The 17,939-nt window shown below is 54.0% G+C and carries 17 protein-coding genes; 8 read left to right on the forward strand and 9 right to left on the reverse strand.

The annotated features are described in order from the left end of the window. Positions 1-13 precede the first annotated feature (13 nt). Positions 14-379, reverse strand: coding sequence for a HopJ type III effector protein (locus tag DOQ08_RS00785; RefSeq protein WP_114333012.1), 366 nt, complete (start codon positions 377-379; stop codon positions 14-16). Beyond that, positions 376-657: a DUF1244 domain-containing protein gene (locus DOQ08_RS00790; protein WP_114333857.1), complete on the reverse strand. Its 282-nt coding sequence runs from the start codon at positions 655-657 to the stop codon at positions 376-378. The genes DOQ08_RS00785 and DOQ08_RS00790 overlap by 4 nt, the downstream gene beginning before the upstream one ends. A gap of 113 nt (positions 658-770) precedes the next feature. Here DOQ08_RS00790 and dinB point away from each other — a divergent pair, with 113 nt between their 5' ends. Next, positions 771-1,835: a DNA polymerase IV gene (dinB, locus tag DOQ08_RS00795; RefSeq protein WP_114333013.1), complete on the forward strand. Its 1,065-nt coding sequence runs from the start codon at positions 771-773 to the stop codon at positions 1,833-1,835. Here dinB and DOQ08_RS00800 read toward each other — a convergent pair whose 3' ends face one another. Together DOQ08_RS00800 and DOQ08_RS00805 are read right to left on the reverse strand one after the other, a co-directional pair. After that, on the reverse strand, positions 1,836-2,393 hold the full coding sequence (locus DOQ08_RS00800) for a phosphatase PAP2 family protein (RefSeq protein ID WP_114333014.1): 558 nt from the start codon (positions 2,391-2,393) through the stop codon (positions 1,836-1,838). Further along, complete coding sequence (locus DOQ08_RS00805; RefSeq protein WP_227537433.1) at positions 2,359-3,579, reverse strand: glycosyltransferase family 4 protein; 1,221 nt, start codon at positions 3,577-3,579, stop codon at positions 2,359-2,361. The genes DOQ08_RS00800 and DOQ08_RS00805 overlap by 35 nt, the downstream gene beginning before the upstream one ends. Before the next feature lie 127 nt (positions 3,580-3,706). Between DOQ08_RS00805 and DOQ08_RS00810 the strand changes: the two genes are divergently transcribed. From DOQ08_RS00810 to DOQ08_RS00835, 6 genes are all read left to right on the forward strand, one after another. Then, positions 3,707-4,744 carry an NADP(H)-dependent aldo-keto reductase gene (locus tag DOQ08_RS00810; RefSeq protein WP_114333016.1) on the forward strand — a complete coding sequence of 346 codons (1,038 nt, stop codon included), beginning with the start codon at positions 3,707-3,709 and terminating at the stop codon, positions 4,742-4,744. Positions 4,745-4,981: 237 nt separating this feature from the next. Further along, positions 4,982-5,335, forward strand: a complete 354-nt coding sequence (locus DOQ08_RS00815; RefSeq protein WP_114333017.1) for a hypothetical protein — start codon at positions 4,982-4,984, stop codon at positions 5,333-5,335. Between the two features lie 153 nt (positions 5,336-5,488). Then, positions 5,489-7,678, forward strand: coding sequence for an acetyl-CoA hydrolase/transferase C-terminal domain-containing protein (locus DOQ08_RS00820; protein ID WP_114333018.1), 2,190 nt, complete (start codon positions 5,489-5,491; stop codon positions 7,676-7,678). Between the two features lie 20 nt (positions 7,679-7,698). Beyond that, positions 7,699-8,175, forward strand: coding sequence for an FKBP-type peptidyl-prolyl cis-trans isomerase (locus DOQ08_RS00825; protein WP_114333019.1), 477 nt, complete (start codon positions 7,699-7,701; stop codon positions 8,173-8,175). 173 nt (positions 8,176-8,348) lie between these two features. Beyond that, positions 8,349-9,083, forward strand: a complete 735-nt coding sequence (locus DOQ08_RS00830; RefSeq protein WP_114333020.1) for a response regulator — start codon at positions 8,349-8,351, stop codon at positions 9,081-9,083. 55 nt (positions 9,084-9,138) lie between these two features. Beyond that, positions 9,139-10,710, forward strand: a complete 1,572-nt coding sequence (locus DOQ08_RS00835) for an ATP-binding protein (RefSeq protein WP_114333021.1) — start codon at positions 9,139-9,141, stop codon at positions 10,708-10,710. A 204-nt stretch (positions 10,711-10,914) separates the two neighbouring features. Here DOQ08_RS00835 and DOQ08_RS00840 read toward each other — a convergent pair whose 3' ends face one another. Continuing rightward, positions 10,915-11,988 (reverse strand): ABC transporter ATP-binding protein, encoded by a 1,074-nt coding sequence (locus DOQ08_RS00840; protein ID WP_114333022.1) that lies wholly within the window; start codon positions 11,986-11,988, stop codon positions 10,915-10,917. Between the two features lie 3 nt (positions 11,989-11,991). Then, positions 11,992-12,906 carry an ornithine carbamoyltransferase gene (gene argF, locus DOQ08_RS00845; RefSeq protein WP_114333023.1) on the reverse strand — a complete coding sequence of 305 codons (915 nt, stop codon included), beginning with the start codon at positions 12,904-12,906 and terminating at the stop codon, positions 11,992-11,994. A 210-nt stretch (positions 12,907-13,116) separates the two neighbouring features. On the opposite strand from argF, the gene grxD reads away from it, so the two are divergent. Then, positions 13,117-13,443: a Grx4 family monothiol glutaredoxin gene (grxD, locus tag DOQ08_RS00850; protein ID WP_114333024.1), complete on the forward strand. Its 327-nt coding sequence runs from the start codon at positions 13,117-13,119 to the stop codon at positions 13,441-13,443. A gap of 1 nt (position 13,444) precedes the next feature. On the opposite strand, the gene DOQ08_RS00855 is transcribed toward grxD, so the two are convergent. The 3 genes from DOQ08_RS00855 to DOQ08_RS00865 all read right to left on the reverse strand — a co-directional run bounded on the left by DOQ08_RS00855 (position 13,445) and on the right by DOQ08_RS00865 (position 17,868). After that, the gene (locus DOQ08_RS00855; protein ID WP_114333025.1) at positions 13,445-14,197 is read right to left on the reverse strand and encodes an energy transducer TonB family protein; all 753 of its coding nucleotides are present in this window, start codon (positions 14,195-14,197) and stop codon (positions 13,445-13,447) included. 6 nt (positions 14,198-14,203) lie between these two features. Beyond that, entirely contained in the window at positions 14,204-16,411 is a 2,208-nt protein-coding gene (locus tag DOQ08_RS00860; protein WP_114333026.1) for a DUF1631 domain-containing protein, read from the reverse strand. A 158-nt stretch (positions 16,412-16,569) separates the two neighbouring features. Beyond that, a complete protein-coding gene (locus tag DOQ08_RS00865; protein WP_114333027.1) occupies positions 16,570-17,868 on the reverse strand; it encodes an HlyC/CorC family transporter in 1,299 nt (432 codons plus the stop codon). Positions 17,869-17,939 lie beyond the last annotated feature (71 nt).

Below are 17,939 nucleotides of genomic sequence, written 5' to 3' on the forward strand. Positions count from 1 at the left end.
TTTCCCTGATGGGTTACTGGGTGGTGGATTCGGCACGGGCCCGCAGCGGTTGATTGTCAAAACGAATGCCGGACCATCCGGTGCTGATGAATTGCCGGATATTACCATGGCTGGAGCCTGTCGGGTCGCCCAGAACCTGCTGGTAATGCTGCGCGAACAAGGCGAGCGTGTCGTTCTCGTTCAGGTTGCAGTACTGGCCCAGGGCGAACACGCGGCAGGAACCGGCGTTCTCTCCGGCTTCGTTGCGGAGCGGGCCGTTGTCAAATCCGGTGGGTTCAAACTCAAAATGCTGGTCGATCAGGGCGAGGGTATCGTCGAAATCGGCGTGGCCGCCTTGGAGCGATGCCAGATGTATGCGGACGGCTTCAGTGATGTTCATGATTTGTGATCCTGCTTGGGGCCGGTCTGGTATTTTTCTTTCCACTGCTCGTAGGGCATGCCGTAGATCTCTTCACGGGCGGCGGGGTCGGACAGTTCGAAGCCACGCTCTTGTGCTTCGGCTCGATACCATTTTGACAGGCAGTTACGGCAGAACCCGGCCAGGTTCATCAGGTCAATATTCTGAACGTCGGTGTTTTGACGCAGGTGGTCAACCAGCCGTCTGAACGCGGCGGCTTCGATTTCAGTGCGCTCGGATTCGGGAATAGGGTTGCTCATGGAGCCTCGCAATAGGTTGTCGAAGTGACTTTGGACTTCCTGACATTCTCGGTATGTTACCGTAAGATACAAGGCTGTATAAACGTACAGATTGTTAACCTGAGCCACGGATTATGCCCCAGCGCAAGATCATCCACGTAGATTGCGATTGTTTTTACGCCGCGGTCGAAATGCGGGACGACCCGTCCCTGCGGGATGTTCCGCTGGCGGTCGGCGGTGATGGTGGTCGAGGTGTCGTGACCACCTGCAATTATAAAGCACGGGCTTATGGGGTGCGCTCGGCCATGCCCGGCAGTGAGGCTCGGCGCCTGTGCCCGGGCTTGGTGACCGTACCAACGAACATGGGCAAGTATCGGGCGGTGTCGCAGCAGGTGATGGCGATATTGCGTGACATGACCGATCTGGTGGAACCCTTGTCGTTAGACGAAGCCTTTTTGGATGTGTCTGAAATCACCGACCATAAGGGCAGTGCCACGTTGATGGCCCGGCACCTGCGGGAGCGCGTCCAACGGGAAACGGGTATCACCATTTCTGCGGGCGTTGCCCCGAATAAATTTCTCGCCAAGATTGCCAGTGACTGGCGCAAACCCGATGGTTTGTTCGTAATTACGCCTGACGAAGTAGATGCTTTCGTGCAAGCGTTGCCGGTTGAAAAGCTGTTCGGGGTAGGGCAGGTAACAGCAGGAAAACTCCATGCACTGGGAGTCACCACCTGCGGTGATATGCAAGCGCTGGGTGTTGAAGTGCTCATTGAAAAGTTCGGTAAACAAGGGTACCGCTTGTTTGAAATGGCCCATGGGCGGGATGAGCGGCCGGTGGTGGTGTCTCGGGTTGCCAAGTCGGTCAGTGTGGAGCGGACCTTTTCCCAGGATCTGGCGGGCAAAGCGGCGTGTGAATCGGTGATGCCGTCACTGGTGGCGGATTTGAATCTGCGGCTGGCCCGCAAGAGCCGAGACAAACCCATTCACAAGTTGTTCGTCAAAATTCGCTACAGCGATTTTTCTACCCACACGTTGGAGCGTGTCAGGGATCAGATTTCCGAACCTGAAGCGACCGACTACCAACCTCTGTTGGATGAGTTGGTCACGCGCGAGGATCGCCCGGTTCGCCTGATGGGTGTCGGCGTTCGTTTTCGTAACGACGAAGCGCCAGTGACTCAGTTGCGGTTGTTTGATTGATCACGCGGCCAGGTCGGCAAACAGTTGCACGGATGTCCACCCCATCAACCCCCCAATCAATGCCCCGGCGGCAACGTCACTGGGGTAGTGCAAGCCCAGAACCACCCGGGATGCGGCAACCGATAGCGTGAAGGGCAGCACCGCCCAAGCGACTGCCGGTAACAGGGTAAACAGCATGGCTTGAAAGCAGGCTGCGTGCATAGTGTGCCCGGACGGGAAGCTGTAGCGATCCAGTGGAGGCATGGCACAGTTAATGGCCGGAAACGAAATAAATGGTCGCTCCCGGATGAGTCGGTGTTTCAGCATCTTGTAGGTGAGTGTGCAGGTCAGGCCTGTCAGTGCCATCAGAAGTGCAAATTGTCGGCCGTGAACCGGGTTGATGAAGGGAATCGCCAGAATGAGGGCATACCAAAGCCAGCCATCCCCCAGCCAGCTGACCAAGCGGAAGTAACCTTTAATCGGTCGAAACCTTATAGCTCGGTTGATGGACTGACACAGGGCGAACTCCCTTTGGTCTGCCCGTTCAAAGAATCGGGAAGCTTTGTTTGTGATTTGCATGATAGGTGGCCTGTGCGTTTGGGTTTAACAGCAAGCGTTCGAATTGTTCTATTTGTTGGTTCCAGTTGAGATCGAGCGCGTCTAGCCGGGCTTTGGCGCGAACCCGCCTGAGTAAGGACGGTTGGTCGGCCAGCTTGAGCGCGTGATGGACGAAGTTGTCGTCGTTATGCAGCGGCGCTTTCATACCATTTTCGTTGTGGTAGATGTGTTCCGATGCTGCTGCGTCGTTAAACGCGATGACGCCCAAGCCGCTGGCCATGGCTTCCAGAACAACGTTGCCAAAGGTGTCGGTTTTGCTCGGGAACAAGAACAGATCACCGGAAGCATAGTGTTGGGCCAGGTCTTCATCGCGCTGCATGCCGCAAAAGATGAAATCCGGGTGCCGCTCCTCCAGATGCGCTCTCATGGGGCCGTCTCCCACCAATACGAAACGCGCGTTCGGGTACAGCTTTCGAATACGCTCAAAGCAAACCACTGCCAAAGGAAGATTTTTCTCCGGCGCCAGGCGACCGACATACAGTATGGCGAGATCGTTTTCTGTCAGGCCCCAGCGCTGCCTCAGTGACTGACTCCGTTTTTTTGGGGTGAAGCGCTCGCAGTCGACACCACGGCTCCATAGCTCGGTATTGGTAATGCCGATTGCTTGGGCGGCCGCCATGGTTTGTCGGGTGGGTACAAGGGTTCTTTGGGTTAGGTTGTGAAACCACCGACCATAGGTGCTCAGCAGGCGTTCGAAGATACCTAGCCCGTAGTAGCGCGAGTAACTGTGAAAGTTGGTGTGGAAACCCGAGAGCACCGGAATGTTGAGCCGTTTCGCAGCCGCCACTGCGGCCACGCCAAGAGGGCCCTGGGTGGCCACATAAACGCAGTCCGGCCGGTTGTTCTGCCACAGCGTGACGAGGGTAGAGGGCCGGGTGATGCCGAAGCGAAATTCGTTGTACCCGGGTATCGGTAGGCCGCGGACTACCAATTCATGTGAAAACAGCTGGCCGCCGGTGTTAGGGTAGAATCCTGTGGCGTCGTGGGTCTGCCGTGGGCGTACCACCGTTACTTGGTGTTCGCGGTCAACCAAGCCCATGCACAGGTAACGCAGGGTGTTGGCTACGCCGTTTATTTCCGGCGGAAAGGTTTCAGAAACAATGGTAATCTGTTGCCTGTGCCGGCCTGATCTTTTGGTCTCAGTCACGGTGCATCCCGCAAGTTTCTTTGTCATGTGGCCACTATGGATGCAGGCCATGACAACTCTGCGACAACCTCGTGACATTCCTCTTACGCTTGTTTCACTCTTTTCTGAAAGCCGCTAAGGAGCTTTTATGCGAATGCGAAAACTTGGAAACACTGATATTGATGTCAGTCTGATTTGCCTGGGCACCATGACCTGGGGGGAGCAGAACACTGAGCAGGAAGCATTTGAGCAGCTTGATTATGCGGTGGAGGCCGGCATTAACTTTATCGATACGGCGGAAATGTATCCGGTGCCTCCCAAGGCTGAAACTCAGGGCCTGACAGAACAGTATTTGGGCAATTGGCTTGCCCGACGAGGGCGCCGCGATGATCTGGTCATTGCCTCTAAAGTAGTGGGTCCTGGCCCCAGCCTTGGTTATATGCGTGGTGGGCCCCGAATGACCCGGGCGCAAATTCGTGAAGCATGTGAGGGCAGTCTGCAGAGATTGCAGACGGATTACATCGACCTTTATCAGGTGCATTGGCCGGATCGTAATGCCAACTTCTTTGGCAAACTCGGGTACCAGCACGATCCGAAAGAGGTTATGACTCCCATCGAGGAGACGCTCGGAGCGCTGAATGAGTTGGTGAAAGAAGGCAAGGTGCGACACGTGGGGTTATCGAACGAGACGCCTTGGGGGGTGATGGAGTACCTGAGATACGCCCGCGAGAATGATTGGCCCCGTGTGGTTTCCATACAGAATCCGTACAGTCTGTTGAATCGTTCATTTGAGGCCGGGCTTGCCGAGTTTGCGCATCGGGAAGGCACCGGGCTATTGGCCTATTCGCCTCTGGCTTTTGGCATGCTCACGGGTAAATACCTCGGGGGCAAGTGGCCCGAAAAGGCGCGATTAACTCTGTATGAGCGTTTTTCCCGCTATACCGGTGAGCACGCTGCAGATGCGACCCGCGCCTATGCCGAGCTGGCACATCAGCATGGGCTATCTCCCGCCCAAATGGCGCTGGCTTGGGTGAACAGTCGTGATTTTGTGACCAGTAATATCATTGGTGCCACGACGATGGAGCAGCTAAAAGAAAATATCGGGTCGGTCGATATCAATCTGAGCGCGGATATTGTCTCGGCGATTGAAGAGATACACAGCGAATTTACGTATCCCTGCCCGTAAACGCCCGGTAATTCAGTAAATTAATATTGATGAGGGGCCCCGGTTTCGGTCGATTGGGAGCCGGGGTGGTTACAAAACGCAAAATAAACTGTCCATTTGTTGACAAAAAAATGACCAATTTGGGTCGGCATACTGGCGCAATTGTGTGCAATTTCACACTATTATCAAGTAGAATGGTTAGACTTTAGTGCATAGACAGTTGCAATTATAAAAAAGCCATGAGGCACGCCGTTCGTTATGATTATCCGCATCTTCCTTCTTTTGCTGGCTTTAAATAGCGCCGCCTTTGTGGCAAGCGCTGAAGCCGCAGAGCCTGCCCGATCAGAGCCTTTGTTCTCTGACCGGATGATGGCAGAGCGTGAGGAAGCGATGTCGGCGGAAGATATGTACGAGCTTCAGGAGTGGATGTCGGGCGATGAGCAGGATGATCATGATGACGCTTTGGCGGCAATCGGCTCAAGGCTGCTGAGCCTTAGCTTTAGCCGAAAGGCGTCATCTCGAAAGAAATACGCATCAGACCCTGCCCAACCTGATCACGGCATCGCGCTGCTGAATGAAGGTGCCTGTCTGAATCTTCGTTGGATGTTCTGAATTTCTTCTCTCTCCTTTTCGCCGAGTTCAGCCGGCCTCCCGTAAACGTTCAATATCTCTCAGTGATGTAACTCGTGATTTGCCTCATTGTCAGGCGAATGCAACCGTGTGATTATCAAAGCCACGGCTCATTCCGGATTGATGAGGGATACGATGACAGGGCAGAACACAGTCTACTTGAAGGATGCAGATGCCTGCGTTGATCAGGTAATAGCGCGGGTTGGAAAAGAGATTACTCTGGGGCTACCGCTGGGGTTGGGCAAGCCGATACGGTTTGCTAATGCGCTCTACCAGCGGGCCAAAGAAGACCCCGAGATCCGCCTGCACATAGTAACGGCACTCTCATTATTGGCTCCCAAAGGCAGTTCATCGCTGGAGCGGCGCTTTATGGAACCGTTCGCCAAGCGACTTTATGGTTCGATTCCGGAACTGGTTTACGCGCGGGATGTGGTGAATAACCAGCTTCCCGATAACGTAAAGGTTTCAGAGTTCTTTTTTAAAGCGGGCAGCTACCTGAAGAATGCCAGCCAGCAGCGTAACTACATCTGCACCAATTACACCCATGCGGTCAGGGATCTGATGGCTCAGGGTGTCAACGTCGTTGGGCAGTTGATGGCACCGGGAGAGCTTCATGGCGAGCCTGGTAAAATGAGTTTCAGCTGCAACCCGGATCTTTCCCTCGATATTTTACCCTTGTTGCGTCAGCGGGAGGCTGAAGGTATGCCGGTCGCCATGGTGGCTGAGCAGAACCCGCAGTTGCCTTGGTTTGGTCGCGATTCAATGGTTGATAACAATCGGTTCGATGTCATCCTTTCGTCCGCTGAAACGGATTATCCTTTGTTTTCTGCACCGCAGATGGCGGTGAGTCCCGCTGATCACATGATAGGTTTTTACGCCAGCTGCCTGCTTAAGGATGGAGGCACACTGCAGGTGGGTATTGGATCGTTGGGCGTCGCTCTGGTGCACAGTGCCATCGCTCGGCACAAGCACAATGATATTTGGAAGTCTGTTTATCAGCATGCCCGTGTAGACGAGCGGTTCCCGGTTGTACGTGAATATGGCGGCACCGAGCCGTTTGAGGCGGGCTTGTACGGTTGCAGTGAAATGATGGTGGATGGGTTTCTGTACTTGCTGCAAGAAGGCATCCTCAAGCGTGAAGTTTTTGAGCACGAGGGGCTGCAACGCCTGATCAACGAAGCCAGGATCTCGGATAAGCCCTCCCTTGAAATGCTGGATGTGCTGCGCACCGAAGGCTTGATTGATTCACCCCTCCGAAGCCGGGACCTTCAGTGGTTGATAGATCATGGCATTGTTAGAAGCTCAGTTGAGCTTAAGGGTGGCCGCTTACGGCTGGATAACGACACATCGGTTGTAGCGGATTTGGACAACTCTGATAGTCGGGATCGGCTGCAGGCCATTGGACTGGGAGAAAAGCTCACGGGTGGTGTCGTGATGCACGGTGGCTTCTTTGTGGGGCCGGAAAAGTTCTATCAGGAACTGAGAAGCTTACCGAAAGAGCAGCGTGAAAAAATTTGCATGACCAGTGTGAATTTCATCAACCATCTATACGATCACACTTATGGTGATCAGAAGATGAAAGCGGCACAACGTATACACGGCCGATTCATCAATACCACGATGATGTATACCTTGAATGGTGCAGCGGTGTCCGATGGGTTGGCAGATGCCCGGGTTGTTAGTGGCGTTGGTGGTCAGTACAACTTTGTCGCCATGGCCCATGAGTTGCCAGGTGCCCGATCCATCATTGCGCTTCGGGCATCTCGGATTTCGGGAGGCGAAGCCGTCTCCAACATTGTATTCAACTACCCACATTGCACCATTCCACGACATCTGCGGGACATAGTGATCACTGAGTACGGTATAGCCGATCTCCGCGGCAAATCCGACGAGGATGTGTTCCTGAGTCTGATCCAAATCGCGGATTCCCGTTTTCAGGAATCCTTGCTCAAACAGGCAAAGAAGGCCGGAAAAGTGTCGTCGGGTTTCAAGTTGCCAAAGGAATGGGCAAACAATACTCCGAAACAGGTGCGAGACACTCTGGCTGCGGCGGGAAAAGGAGACTGGTTCCCGGCTTTCCCGTTTGGGCGGGATTTTACCGACGAAGAGCTGAAGTTGGGGAAAGCCCTTAAGTCGCTTAAAGCCGCAACAGCGACACCCCGTGGTAAACTCTCGACCCTTTGGCGGGCCGTGCGAGTGAATGACGATGGTCGCTACTCTACGATGATCGACCGTATGGGGTTATCGAACCCACAAAGTTTTCGGGAAAAACTTGACCGAAAGCTAGTCATACTCGGCCTCCAGCAACTTGAATCTCCGAACTAAACAGGAAGCGTGAAAAGCTAATGCAAGCAGATTCGCAGCAAACCAGACCGGAAGTTTACACTGTTCATTACATCCTGAAGAACCGAATTGGCGAGCTGGTGGACACCTCCGAAGGCAGCGAGCCGCTCCACTTTTTAATGGGCAGTCCCGATGTGATCGAAGGCATTCAGGCCGCGGTGAAAGGCCGCTCGCCTGGCGATTGTCTGGAAGTCACCGTGCCGCCCGAAATGGCCTACGGAGAGCACCGGGAAGACCTTGTGCGGACAGTGCCAAGATCGTTGTTCGAGGGCGTCGAAAACCTCGATGTCGGGATGAAATTTCAGACCAATTCGGGCGATCAGGCACAGATTGTCCAGGTGGTCAGTATTGATGGCAACTTGGTAAAAGTGGATGCCAACCACCCTTTGGCCGGTTTTACGCTATATTTTGATTTAGAAATCGTTGGTCGGCGTGAAGCGACCGAGGACGAAATCACACAAGGGCGTCCGTTGTTCTGACGTTGGTCGAGCCGCTAGTCCGGAGCCTGTGGCATTCAGAATTGGATCTTTGTCACAGGCTGTAATGTTTTGTTGTGGCCTGTACCGTTAAGGGCGCAGTGTATAATTGCTGTAACCGTTAGTTGCCTGTATTGTTGTGTGTATAACCTTAAAATCAAAGATAATAATCAGAGATGGACGGCGTGGAACATACAAACGAGAGTTGGCGAATCCTGATTGTAGAAGATGATGAGCGGCTGGCGGATCTAACCCGCGAGTATCTGGAGAGTAATGGCCTGACCGTATCTTTGGAAACTCACGGCGGGGCTGCCGTTGAACGGATTCGCAAAGAGCAGCCGGATCTGGTGGTGCTTGATCTCATGTTGCCTGGCGAAGACGGTTTGTCGATTTGTCGGCGAGTTCGCCCCGACTACTCCGGGCCGATCATTATGCTGACTGCCCGAACAGATGATCTTGATCAGGTGCTGGGACTGGAAATGGGTGCGGATGATTACATTGGTAAGCCCGTACAGCCTCGCGTTTTGCTGGCAAGAATTCGGGCTATGTTGCGTCGGACGGAGACAAACCAGGCATCTAGCCAAGAAGCCGATGACGAAGAGGCCGTTCGGCTCCAGTTCAATGACCTGATTGTTGATCGCTCAATGCGCGAAGCCTGGCTGAACGACGACAGCATTGATCTGACCAGTGCCGAATTCGATCTGCTGTGGTTGCTTGCCAGCAATGCAGGGCGGGTTCTGAGCCGGGAAGAGATCTTTACGGCCCTTCGTGGCATTGAGTACGACGGCCAAGACCGCTCGATCGATGTGCGGGTTTCTCGCATTCGTCCCAAAATTGGCGATGACCCTATCCATCCGAGGCGTATTAAAACGGTTCGGAGCAAGGGTTACCTCTTCGTAAAAGAAGCCTGACCGTCCTTTTGGCGTGATGCTGCCTTAGCCTCGCGCCAATCACCGGGTTGCGCCCATGTCCCTGAAATTCCTCCTCAAAGCCTACGCACAGGTAGTTGCTGTCGCCGCTCTGGTGGCGCTGATGTGTGTTGTTCTGTTTAACGGATTAAACAATGTGCGTGGCCAAGCTTGGCATGAGCGTTCACTGCAGCCTTTGATGGAATGGCTAGCGGCCGTACCGGCCCCCGCCGAGCAGTATCATTGGATGCCAGCCTTATTCGGTATGAAAACTGGCGATAGCCGGGCATTTCAATTGACGCCGGTGGCCAGTGAGCGCTTAAGCTATGGTCAGGTGGTGGCTGAGCCCTCCGGTGAAGGTTTCGTGTTTTACGTAGCCTCGGAGTCGGGCGGTTTGATCAGCCTGAATCTTGAACAGCCCTATCGTGACCTGGCACGTGCGACCGCGCTGATCGTGCGCTGGCACTTGGACGCTGCACCGTTAGAGGCGCGTGCGCAAACCTCGGATTATCTGGCGCAAGCACTAGGTGTTCGAATTAACCCGTTGCAGAAACAAGCGGATTTGCCCGCGCAGACAGTGCTGGATCGGTTGAGCTCGTCGGGACTGGCCCTTCTGCGAAGAGATGATGGTGGGCTCGCGGGCGTGGTTCGCCTGTCAGAAGGTGATTTGATTGCGGTTAATATGCCAGAAGCATTCAACCCTTGGGGGTGGCCGATCGTTACCCTACTGCTCGTGTTGGTGGGTGGAGTGCTGGCGCTGGGGCTGTTCTTGGCGCTCCGTTTCGTGGATAGGCACCTGCGAAAAGTCGAATCAGTGGCGCTTCGCATTGCTCGTGGCGAGATGGGTGCCCGAGTGGAATCGCAAGACGGCACGCTGGTGTCGCGGCTCGGTTCGGCGTTTAACGGCATGGCCGAGCACATCCAGCGATTGGTTCAGGTGCAGCGGGAAATGATTCATGCCGTGTCGCACGAGCTCAGAACGCCTGTCGCCCGGATTCGTTTTGGTGTTCAGATGATTGAATCAGCCAGTTCGCCGGAAGCGTTGCAAAAGCAGATGACCGGGATCGATGGTGACATTCAAGAACTCGACGAGTTGATTGATGAGATCCTTACTTACGCCCGGTTGGAGCAGGGCGGGCCGGTGTTTAGCTTGCGTGATGATTCGGTGACGGAAATTGTTGAACAGGTTGTTACCGAGCAGCGCATTATTCGTGAGGGTGTCGATATAGAGTGTCGTATTGAGGACGGTGACGGTCGATGGTCCCAGTCTGATGTTGAGCCTCGGTATATTCATCGTGCAGTGCAAAACCTGGTCGGTAACGCGGCCCGTTACGCGGATGGTCGAGTTCTTGTGACGTGCCATCTGGACGACGAGAACTGTCGTATCGATGTTGAAGATGATGGTCGGGGTATTCCGGAGTCAGATTGGGAAAAGGTCTTTACGGCCTTTGCCCGGCTGGACGATAGCCGAACACGAACATCCGGCGGGTACGGATTGGGGTTGTCGATTGTACGGCGTATTTTGTACTGGCACGGTGGGCAGGCTTTTGTTGGCAGAAGCGAGCAGCTTGGCGGGGCTAAATTCAGTTTGGTATGGCCTAGGCGAAAGCTTGAATCGTCTGTTTTGTGACGTGCGTCTCGCCCCCTCACGGGATGTAACAAACCACTACACAACCGCTACTGAATAGGGCGGCTGATTGTTTGATACTTCATTGCGTAAGGGATGACTTTAGAGGTTGTAGTTCTTACGAACTTTCCTTGTTTCATTCGTCATTTTGGGGCTGGTTTTTACCAGCCCTTTTTTTTGCCTGAAAGATAAGCCTGTCCGTGAGCCTTAAGCTGTTCGCTCAAAAGCGATCAAGTGATCGGCCTCAACACGAACGGGAACCTGCTCGCCTAAGTTGAAGTCCAGATGGCTCCTGAATAAGGCTTCGAATTCGGTGTCTTCAGAACACCGAAACCGATAAAGCGTTGAGGTGCCCGCGAAGGTTTTTTCCACGACTTTTGGCTTTAGATCGGAGTTTTCATCGTGCACGATGTCGTCTGGCCGAATCAAAATATCCACCAGCGTTCCTTCTTTCCAGTTATACGCCCGGTTACCGTGGATAACGCCAAGTTCTGATTCGATGGCGTCGGGCCCGAGTACTTTGCCGGGAATAAATCCGCCCTGCCCCACAAAGCTGGCAACGAAGCGGTTAGCGGGTTCGTGGTACAAGTTGAAAGGCACGTCCCACTGTTGAATATGGCCGTCACGGAGAACCGCCACTTGGTCACACATGGCAAAGGCTTCTTGTTGATCGTGAGTGACCAGAATAGCGCTGATGCCCAGTGTTTTGAGGATCTCGCGTACGTCGAGGCTCAGCCGACGGCGCAGGTCCGTGTCGAGGTTGGAGAAGGGTTCGTCCAACAGGATTAGCGTGGGTTCGGGAGCCAATGCCCGGGCCAGCGCGACTCGTTGTTGCTGGCCGCCTGATAGCTCGTGGGGGAAGTTGTCAGCGAGATCCTGCAAATGCACCAAATTCAGCAATTCAGTAACTTTCTGCTGGCGCTCACGTTTGCTCAGGGACTTTAGGCCAAATCCGACGTTGTCGGCGATGCTCAGGTGAGGGAACAGGGCGTAATCCTGAAACACCATACCGATTTTACGTTTTTCCGGAGGTACCGACCGGCCGGGTTGGCTGATTGCTTGTGATTGCAGGCTGATCTCTCCCTGGCTGATGGGCAGAAAGCCTGCAAGCGCACGCAGAATGGTGCTTTTGCCACAGCCGCTGGGCCCAAGGAGGCAGCCGATATCGCCGTGGCTTAAAGCGAAGTTGATGTTCTTGACTACGGCTTCGCCGCCATACCCGACAGACAGGTTGTTGACGTTCAGAAGCCAATCACTTGGCTGCACCTTGGGTTCTGGCATGGATCAGTCCAGGCGGTTGAGAATAAGAAATTCAAGCAAGGCCTTCTGCGCATGCAGGCGGTTTTCCGCTTCGTGCCAAACCACCGAGCTTGCGTGTTCCATCATGTCGGCGGAAACTTCCTCCCCACGATGGGCCGGCAAACAATGCATGAACAAAGCGTCTTTGTCGGCCAGGGCCATCAGTTCGGGGTTGATCTGATAGTTGCGGAACGCTTCCTCGCGGGCTTTTTGCTCGTCTTCTTGCCCCATGGAGGCCCAGACATCGGTGACCAGCAAGTTTGAGCCGCGCGCCGCTTCCTGTGGCTCTCTGAAGATCGTAACGCGGTCTTTATGTGCTTCAAGCAGAGCTTGGTCGGGCTCGTACCCGTCCGGGCAGGCCACGTTCAAATGGAATCCGAATCGTTCGGCCGCATTGATGTAGGAGTGGCACATGTTATTACCGTCACCAATCCAGGTGACGGTGGCGCCTTGAATGCTGCCGCGATGTTCACGGTAAGTCTGCATGTCGGCTAGCAGCTGACAGGGGTGGAAGTCGTCGGTCAGCGCATTGATCACGGGTTTGCTCGAAGCCGATGCAAAGGTTTGTACGGTTTCGTGTGCAAAGGTGCGGATCATGACCGCATCTACCATGCTGGAAATGACAATAGCAGAGTCTTCAATCGGTTCGCCGCGGCCGAGCTGAGTGTCTCGGGGGGAAAGGAACAAGGCCGTGCCGCCCAGTTGGGTCATGCCTGCTTCGAAGGAGACTCTCGTGCGGGTTGATGACTTTTCGAAAATCATGGCCAGCACGCGGTTCTTCAGGGAGTCCCTGACTTTGCCTTCACGCCATTCCTTGCGGAGCCGTGAAGCATGGTCCAGCAACTGCTCGAGTTCGCTGGTTGTCATGTCGTTAAGTGTCAGAAAATGTCTTACTGCCATGAATGGCCCCTGTTTCAAGGAAACTGCGCTAAGGTTTTCGTTTTGAAAAGGGAATCAAGTCTAGCCCTTCGTTCCCGTTAAGACAACGCTCGTGAGCGTGGGTTTGTTCTGCGTCAAAGCGGGCGGTTTGGTGCGGCCTTGATCGGCGGTGTACAATGTTATGATATGCCGGCAGACGGTACTCCAGATTTCAACCAGAGGTATGTGTTCATGGATATCAATGAAACCATCAAAAGCCAATTAGAAGAGAATCCGGTTATTTTGTACATGAAGGGCACACCGCAAGCCCCTCAGTGTGGTTTTTCTGCGCGTACGGTTCAGGCGTTGATGGCTTGTGGAGAGCGTTTCGCTTTCGTGAACATCCTCGATAACCAAGAGCTTCGCGAAGCCCTGAAAGTGTACTCCAGCTGGCCGACTTATCCTCAGCTGTACATCGGCGGTGAATTGGTCGGTGGTTGCGATATCGTTCTTGAAATGTCAGAGAGCGGCGAGCTTGCGACCGCGGTGAAAGAAGCCGTAAAGTCAGCTGAAGCCTGATTTATCGCTCCGGGCGCTTTGGCGTGAACATCAGCTTTACGTCAAAGCGATCGGATTTTTCGCCCTCTGGCTTCGGGTAAGGGCTGGCGGACAAAGCCGCTCGATAGGCCGCCCGATCAATCGTATCGATACCTGTTGATTCTTTTACTCGCGCCAGAGTCAGCGCCCCGTTAGCCAAAATCCTCAGCTCAAGTGTCATCTCTTTGGTTGTATCCAGTTGCGATATCGCCGGTACCTTCATTTTTTCCAGCTCCTCCGCCAAATGCACGGCCAGTTTGACCAAATAGGGATCTTGCTCCGTCGGTGATTTGGCGATCCTCTGAATCGTCTCCTTGCTCTCTTGTTTGGGAGAGCGCGTCGTTGCAGATTGTGCGGCCGCCAAGCCCGGTTGTGCTTTGGCGGCTTGTTGACGGGCTTCTTGGCGCTGCGGCGTGCTGGTTGGTTTGGGTTGTTTGGCGGCAACCGGGTTCTCGGGGGAGTTTGCTTTTATAACGGGCTTTTTTGGTTCGACACTGAACTCGGAGTGCCGGAGAGGTTCCTGTGATGCAGAGTCAGGCGCGGCATGCACGCCGGGCTGAGAACTTGTGGCGTTAAGGGTGAACACGAGCCGGTGGCTAAGATCTTGTGCTTCAAGAAGGGGAGAGGGCATTCCGGCAAGAAGCAGGATGTGCGACATCAACGCTAACGAAAGTGCCAAGCCGATCCGGTAGGACGCCGGAACGGACTTGGCTGGGCCAGAATCAGACTGCAGCATAGGGAATTAGGCGGTTTTTGCGCGCAAGCTACCCACAACAGCGTTTAAAGCCCGGTCGATTAAAGCGCCTTGTTCTAGCATGGTCAGGCGTCCGCGGCGAAGTTCATGTGCCAGCTCAACCCGGGTTTTTTCAATAACTTTCAGGCCCATACGGTTCACGAAGACGAAGCAATCGGCTTCTTCGATAATTGCAGAGAGTTTGCAGCGGAAGCTTGCGCCATTGACAAGACGAAACTCGACCCAATTTCCGATATCCAGTTGATCGATCTTAGTGATGAACTCGGAGACTGCAGCATCTTCCAGTTCTTGCTGTCTCTGGATCGCGGTTTGGGTTTCGGGAGACGCAGAATCCTCTTCCGGGGAAGGCCCGTCTTTCCGGGCTTCAATCGTCGCGTTGGTTCGGAACGCTTCGGCCAACTGGTGTTTTAGTTGTGCCATCATGTCGTCGAGCTTGGCGGCGTTATAGGAGACTTCTTCCAGGCCGCTTCGGAGGGTTCTCAGTAGCCTTGGTACCACGCGTACCCACTGGTCCCGTTCTTCGTCTTCTTCGTGCGGGTGTAAGCACCAGATCAGGTCGTCGACTACTTTGACGGTTTCCTGCCACCGGTGTTCAGAATCGTCGCGAAGGTAGGCCAGGAACATGACCCGGCTCCATCCGTTAGTAAGAATTTCGTGAATCGACTCTGGCAATTTATAGCGGGACAGCTTTTCTTTCAGGAGTTTGTCGACCGCTTCCTGTGCCTTCTGGGATTTGATGCGACCGCGCTCTGACTCGCGGGTTCGCTGTTCAACCAGATTGGACTTGCGGTTCTCCCGCTCCAGAAATTGTTCAAAATCGGTATTCAGAGTTTCAAACAGCGTTACGTCTCCGTCGAACTCATTCAGGATTCGCTGGACCACGTTATGAATCTGCCCGTAAAGCTTGTCTCGAGCTTTTTCATCGCTGCTGCTCCAGCCGATGCCCGCCTTGGCAAGCGAATTCAGTAACTTGCGAGCAGGGTGGCTGGATTTGCTGAAGAAGTTTTTGTCTTTGATGACGACTTTCAGAATCGGAATCTGAAGCCGGCTGATCAGCACCTGTACCGGTGCTGACAGGTTGTAGTCGTCCAGAATAAACTCAAACAGCATTGAAACCAGGTTGATCAGGTCTTCGTCGACCTCATTCAAAGCCGGTTTGCGGCCATCCGTCGTTTGAGTGTGCGACAGTATTTGTTGCACTACCTCTCGCAAATCAACGGTCACCGGTTCGCCAGAACTCAGGTCGCCGAAATCCTGCTCAGTAGGGTGGGTTGGTATCGAACTGAGAAGGTCGGCCAGCTCGCGGCCTCCGATAACGTGCAGTGATGGATCAGAGCTTCGGGGCATGGTGCCCGTGCTGTGCCTTTGTTGGCTGAGCATCTGCCGAATTTGTTCGAACATCGCGCTGTCTTCGCGGCCAGTCTCGGATTCACTGGCGGGCGAGTCAGAATCGGCTTGCGCAGACTCTCCGCTTGCAGGCTTGGCTTTCGAACCGTGGCTTTTGCCCTGATAGCGGAAGTTGGGAATGATGCCGGCCTGGATCAAGATTCTGTTGGCTTCATCGAGCAGCATGCCGAGATTCGAAACCACGTATCGATCGAACTGCTTCAAGAGAATCAGGCGTTCACGAATCTGGATGTCCAGAGCTTGAATGGCTTCGGTAAAGGCGCTGCACAGATGTTCCGGGGCCATGGGGTTGACCGGGTGGTCTTCGCTCGCGGAAGGGTATGCCTGTGTGAAACGGGCCTGGAGCTGAAGCAGCGCTCCCTGGAAGTGGGTTTTCGCCTTGCTGATCATGGCATTCAAAGCGACCTGCTCTTCCAGGTCGTCATTGCCGAGCAGAGTCAGGTTGGACGCGTCTGACTGCGGCTGTACATCTTGGTCTTGCTGTGCACCAGCATGAGGCGGTGTGGTGAAAAACTGAGAAACAGCACCCTGAAAATGGCGTTCCACACCTTTGCGCTTGATGCGGATTTCCCGCATCGCTTCAAAATATCGATTCTGTTCGTTGTTGCTTCGGGCGTTGTTGGCGAGCTCAAAGAGTGAGTCGTCCACAGCATCAAACGCTCCTTGCAGCAGATCTCCCAATCCGGCAACAACGGTATTGCGTATGCGAGTAACCTCAGAGGGCACAGAGTCACTGCTGGCAGCTTCTCTATGCTCGCGAAGGTAATGTATACCGGACTGCTTGTTCATGGCCAACTCCTGTCTACGCCTTAACCGGATACATGACCGAGCTATTTCCACGTTATCGTTTTGGTTAAATTTAGCGCACTTTTTGCACAAAGAACACAAATAAACCGAAAGCTGGGACCTGGGTCAACATTCTGGGTGAGGTGTTTGCTGTTTCGTGTTTATTCGATTTCTTTCGCAGGCCTCTTCCGAAGGCGCTTAGAGCTGTGTCTCGGGTGCACAATCGCGGCCTTCACGACATTATCTTTGATTTGCAGCACTTCCACCCGGTGTCCTTCGACCTTAAGGCACACGTTGGTGTCGGGAATGTTTTCCAGCCGTTCGGTAATGAGCCCGTTAAGCGTCTTGGGGCCATCCGTTGAAAGTTCCCAGTCCAGGGTTTTGTTGATAGTTCGTACCGAGGTGCTGCCATCAATGATGTAGGTGCCGTCGTCCTGAGGAATAATGTCAGGTGAGGTTGAAGAGTAGTCGGTGGTAAATTCGCCGACGATTTCTTCGAGTATGTCTTCGAGGGTGGCTAACCCGAGCACTTCTCCGTATTCGTCAACGACCATGCCGAATCGGCGTTTAACACTTTGGAAGTTGAGTAGCTGCGTATTAAGAGGCGTGCTTTCCGGAATAAAATAAGGTTCTTGGCATAGCTGCCGCACCATGTCTTTGGTTATGTCGTCTTCGTGCAGCAGCTTGGCAACGCTGCGCAGGTGCAGGATGCCCTGAATGTTGTTGATGTCGCCTTCAAACACCGGAAGGCGCGTGTGCTGACTGTTGCGTAAGTGCCGGATGATGTCGTCCGTGTCGTCTTCCAGGTCGATGCCAACGACATCGTTGCGAGGCACCATAATGTCAGTGACGGTGACTTTCTCGAGGTCCAGAATGCCTACCAGCATGTCCTTGTGTTTCGCTGGAATCAGGGCGCCGGCTTCGTTAACGACGGTGCGCAATTCCTCACGGCTAAGATGATCTTCGTTTGCCTGAGCTGACGAAATGCCAATCAAACGCAAAATGCCGGTAGTGAAAAGGTTGACCGACCAAACCAGCGGGTAGAGAAGTTTGAGCAGTGGCGCGAGCACATGGCTGGCCGGGAAGGCAATTTTTTCCGGGAACAATGCTGCCAGGGTCTTTGGTGTAACTTCCGCAAAAATCAGAATGACCACGGTCAGCAAGATAGTCGCAATGGCAATACCGGCATCGCCCCATATACGGATGGCAATGACGGTAGCAATAGACGAAGCGAGGATGTTGACGAAGTTGTTGCCGATCAGGATGACGCCGATCAGTTGATCGGTCCTGTTCAGGAGTCTTTGGGCACGTTTTGCGCCCTTGTGGCCGGTGTTCGCCATGTGTTTAAGGCGATAGCGGTTAAGTGACATCATCCCGGTTTCGGAGCTTGAGAAGAAGGCTGAGAGGATGATTAAACCGACAAGGAGAATGAACAGCGCGGTCAGCGATGTCTCGTTCAAGAGGGAAACCCTTTTATGGATGACAAGTTGCGAAAATAAGGTGTTAAAGCCTGTACTGTCAAGCGGTGCCG

Origin of the sequence: Marinobacter litoralis (assembly GCF_003336705.1) — a bacterium.
Lineage (GTDB): Bacteria > Pseudomonadota > Gammaproteobacteria > Pseudomonadales > Oleiphilaceae > Marinobacter > Marinobacter litoralis.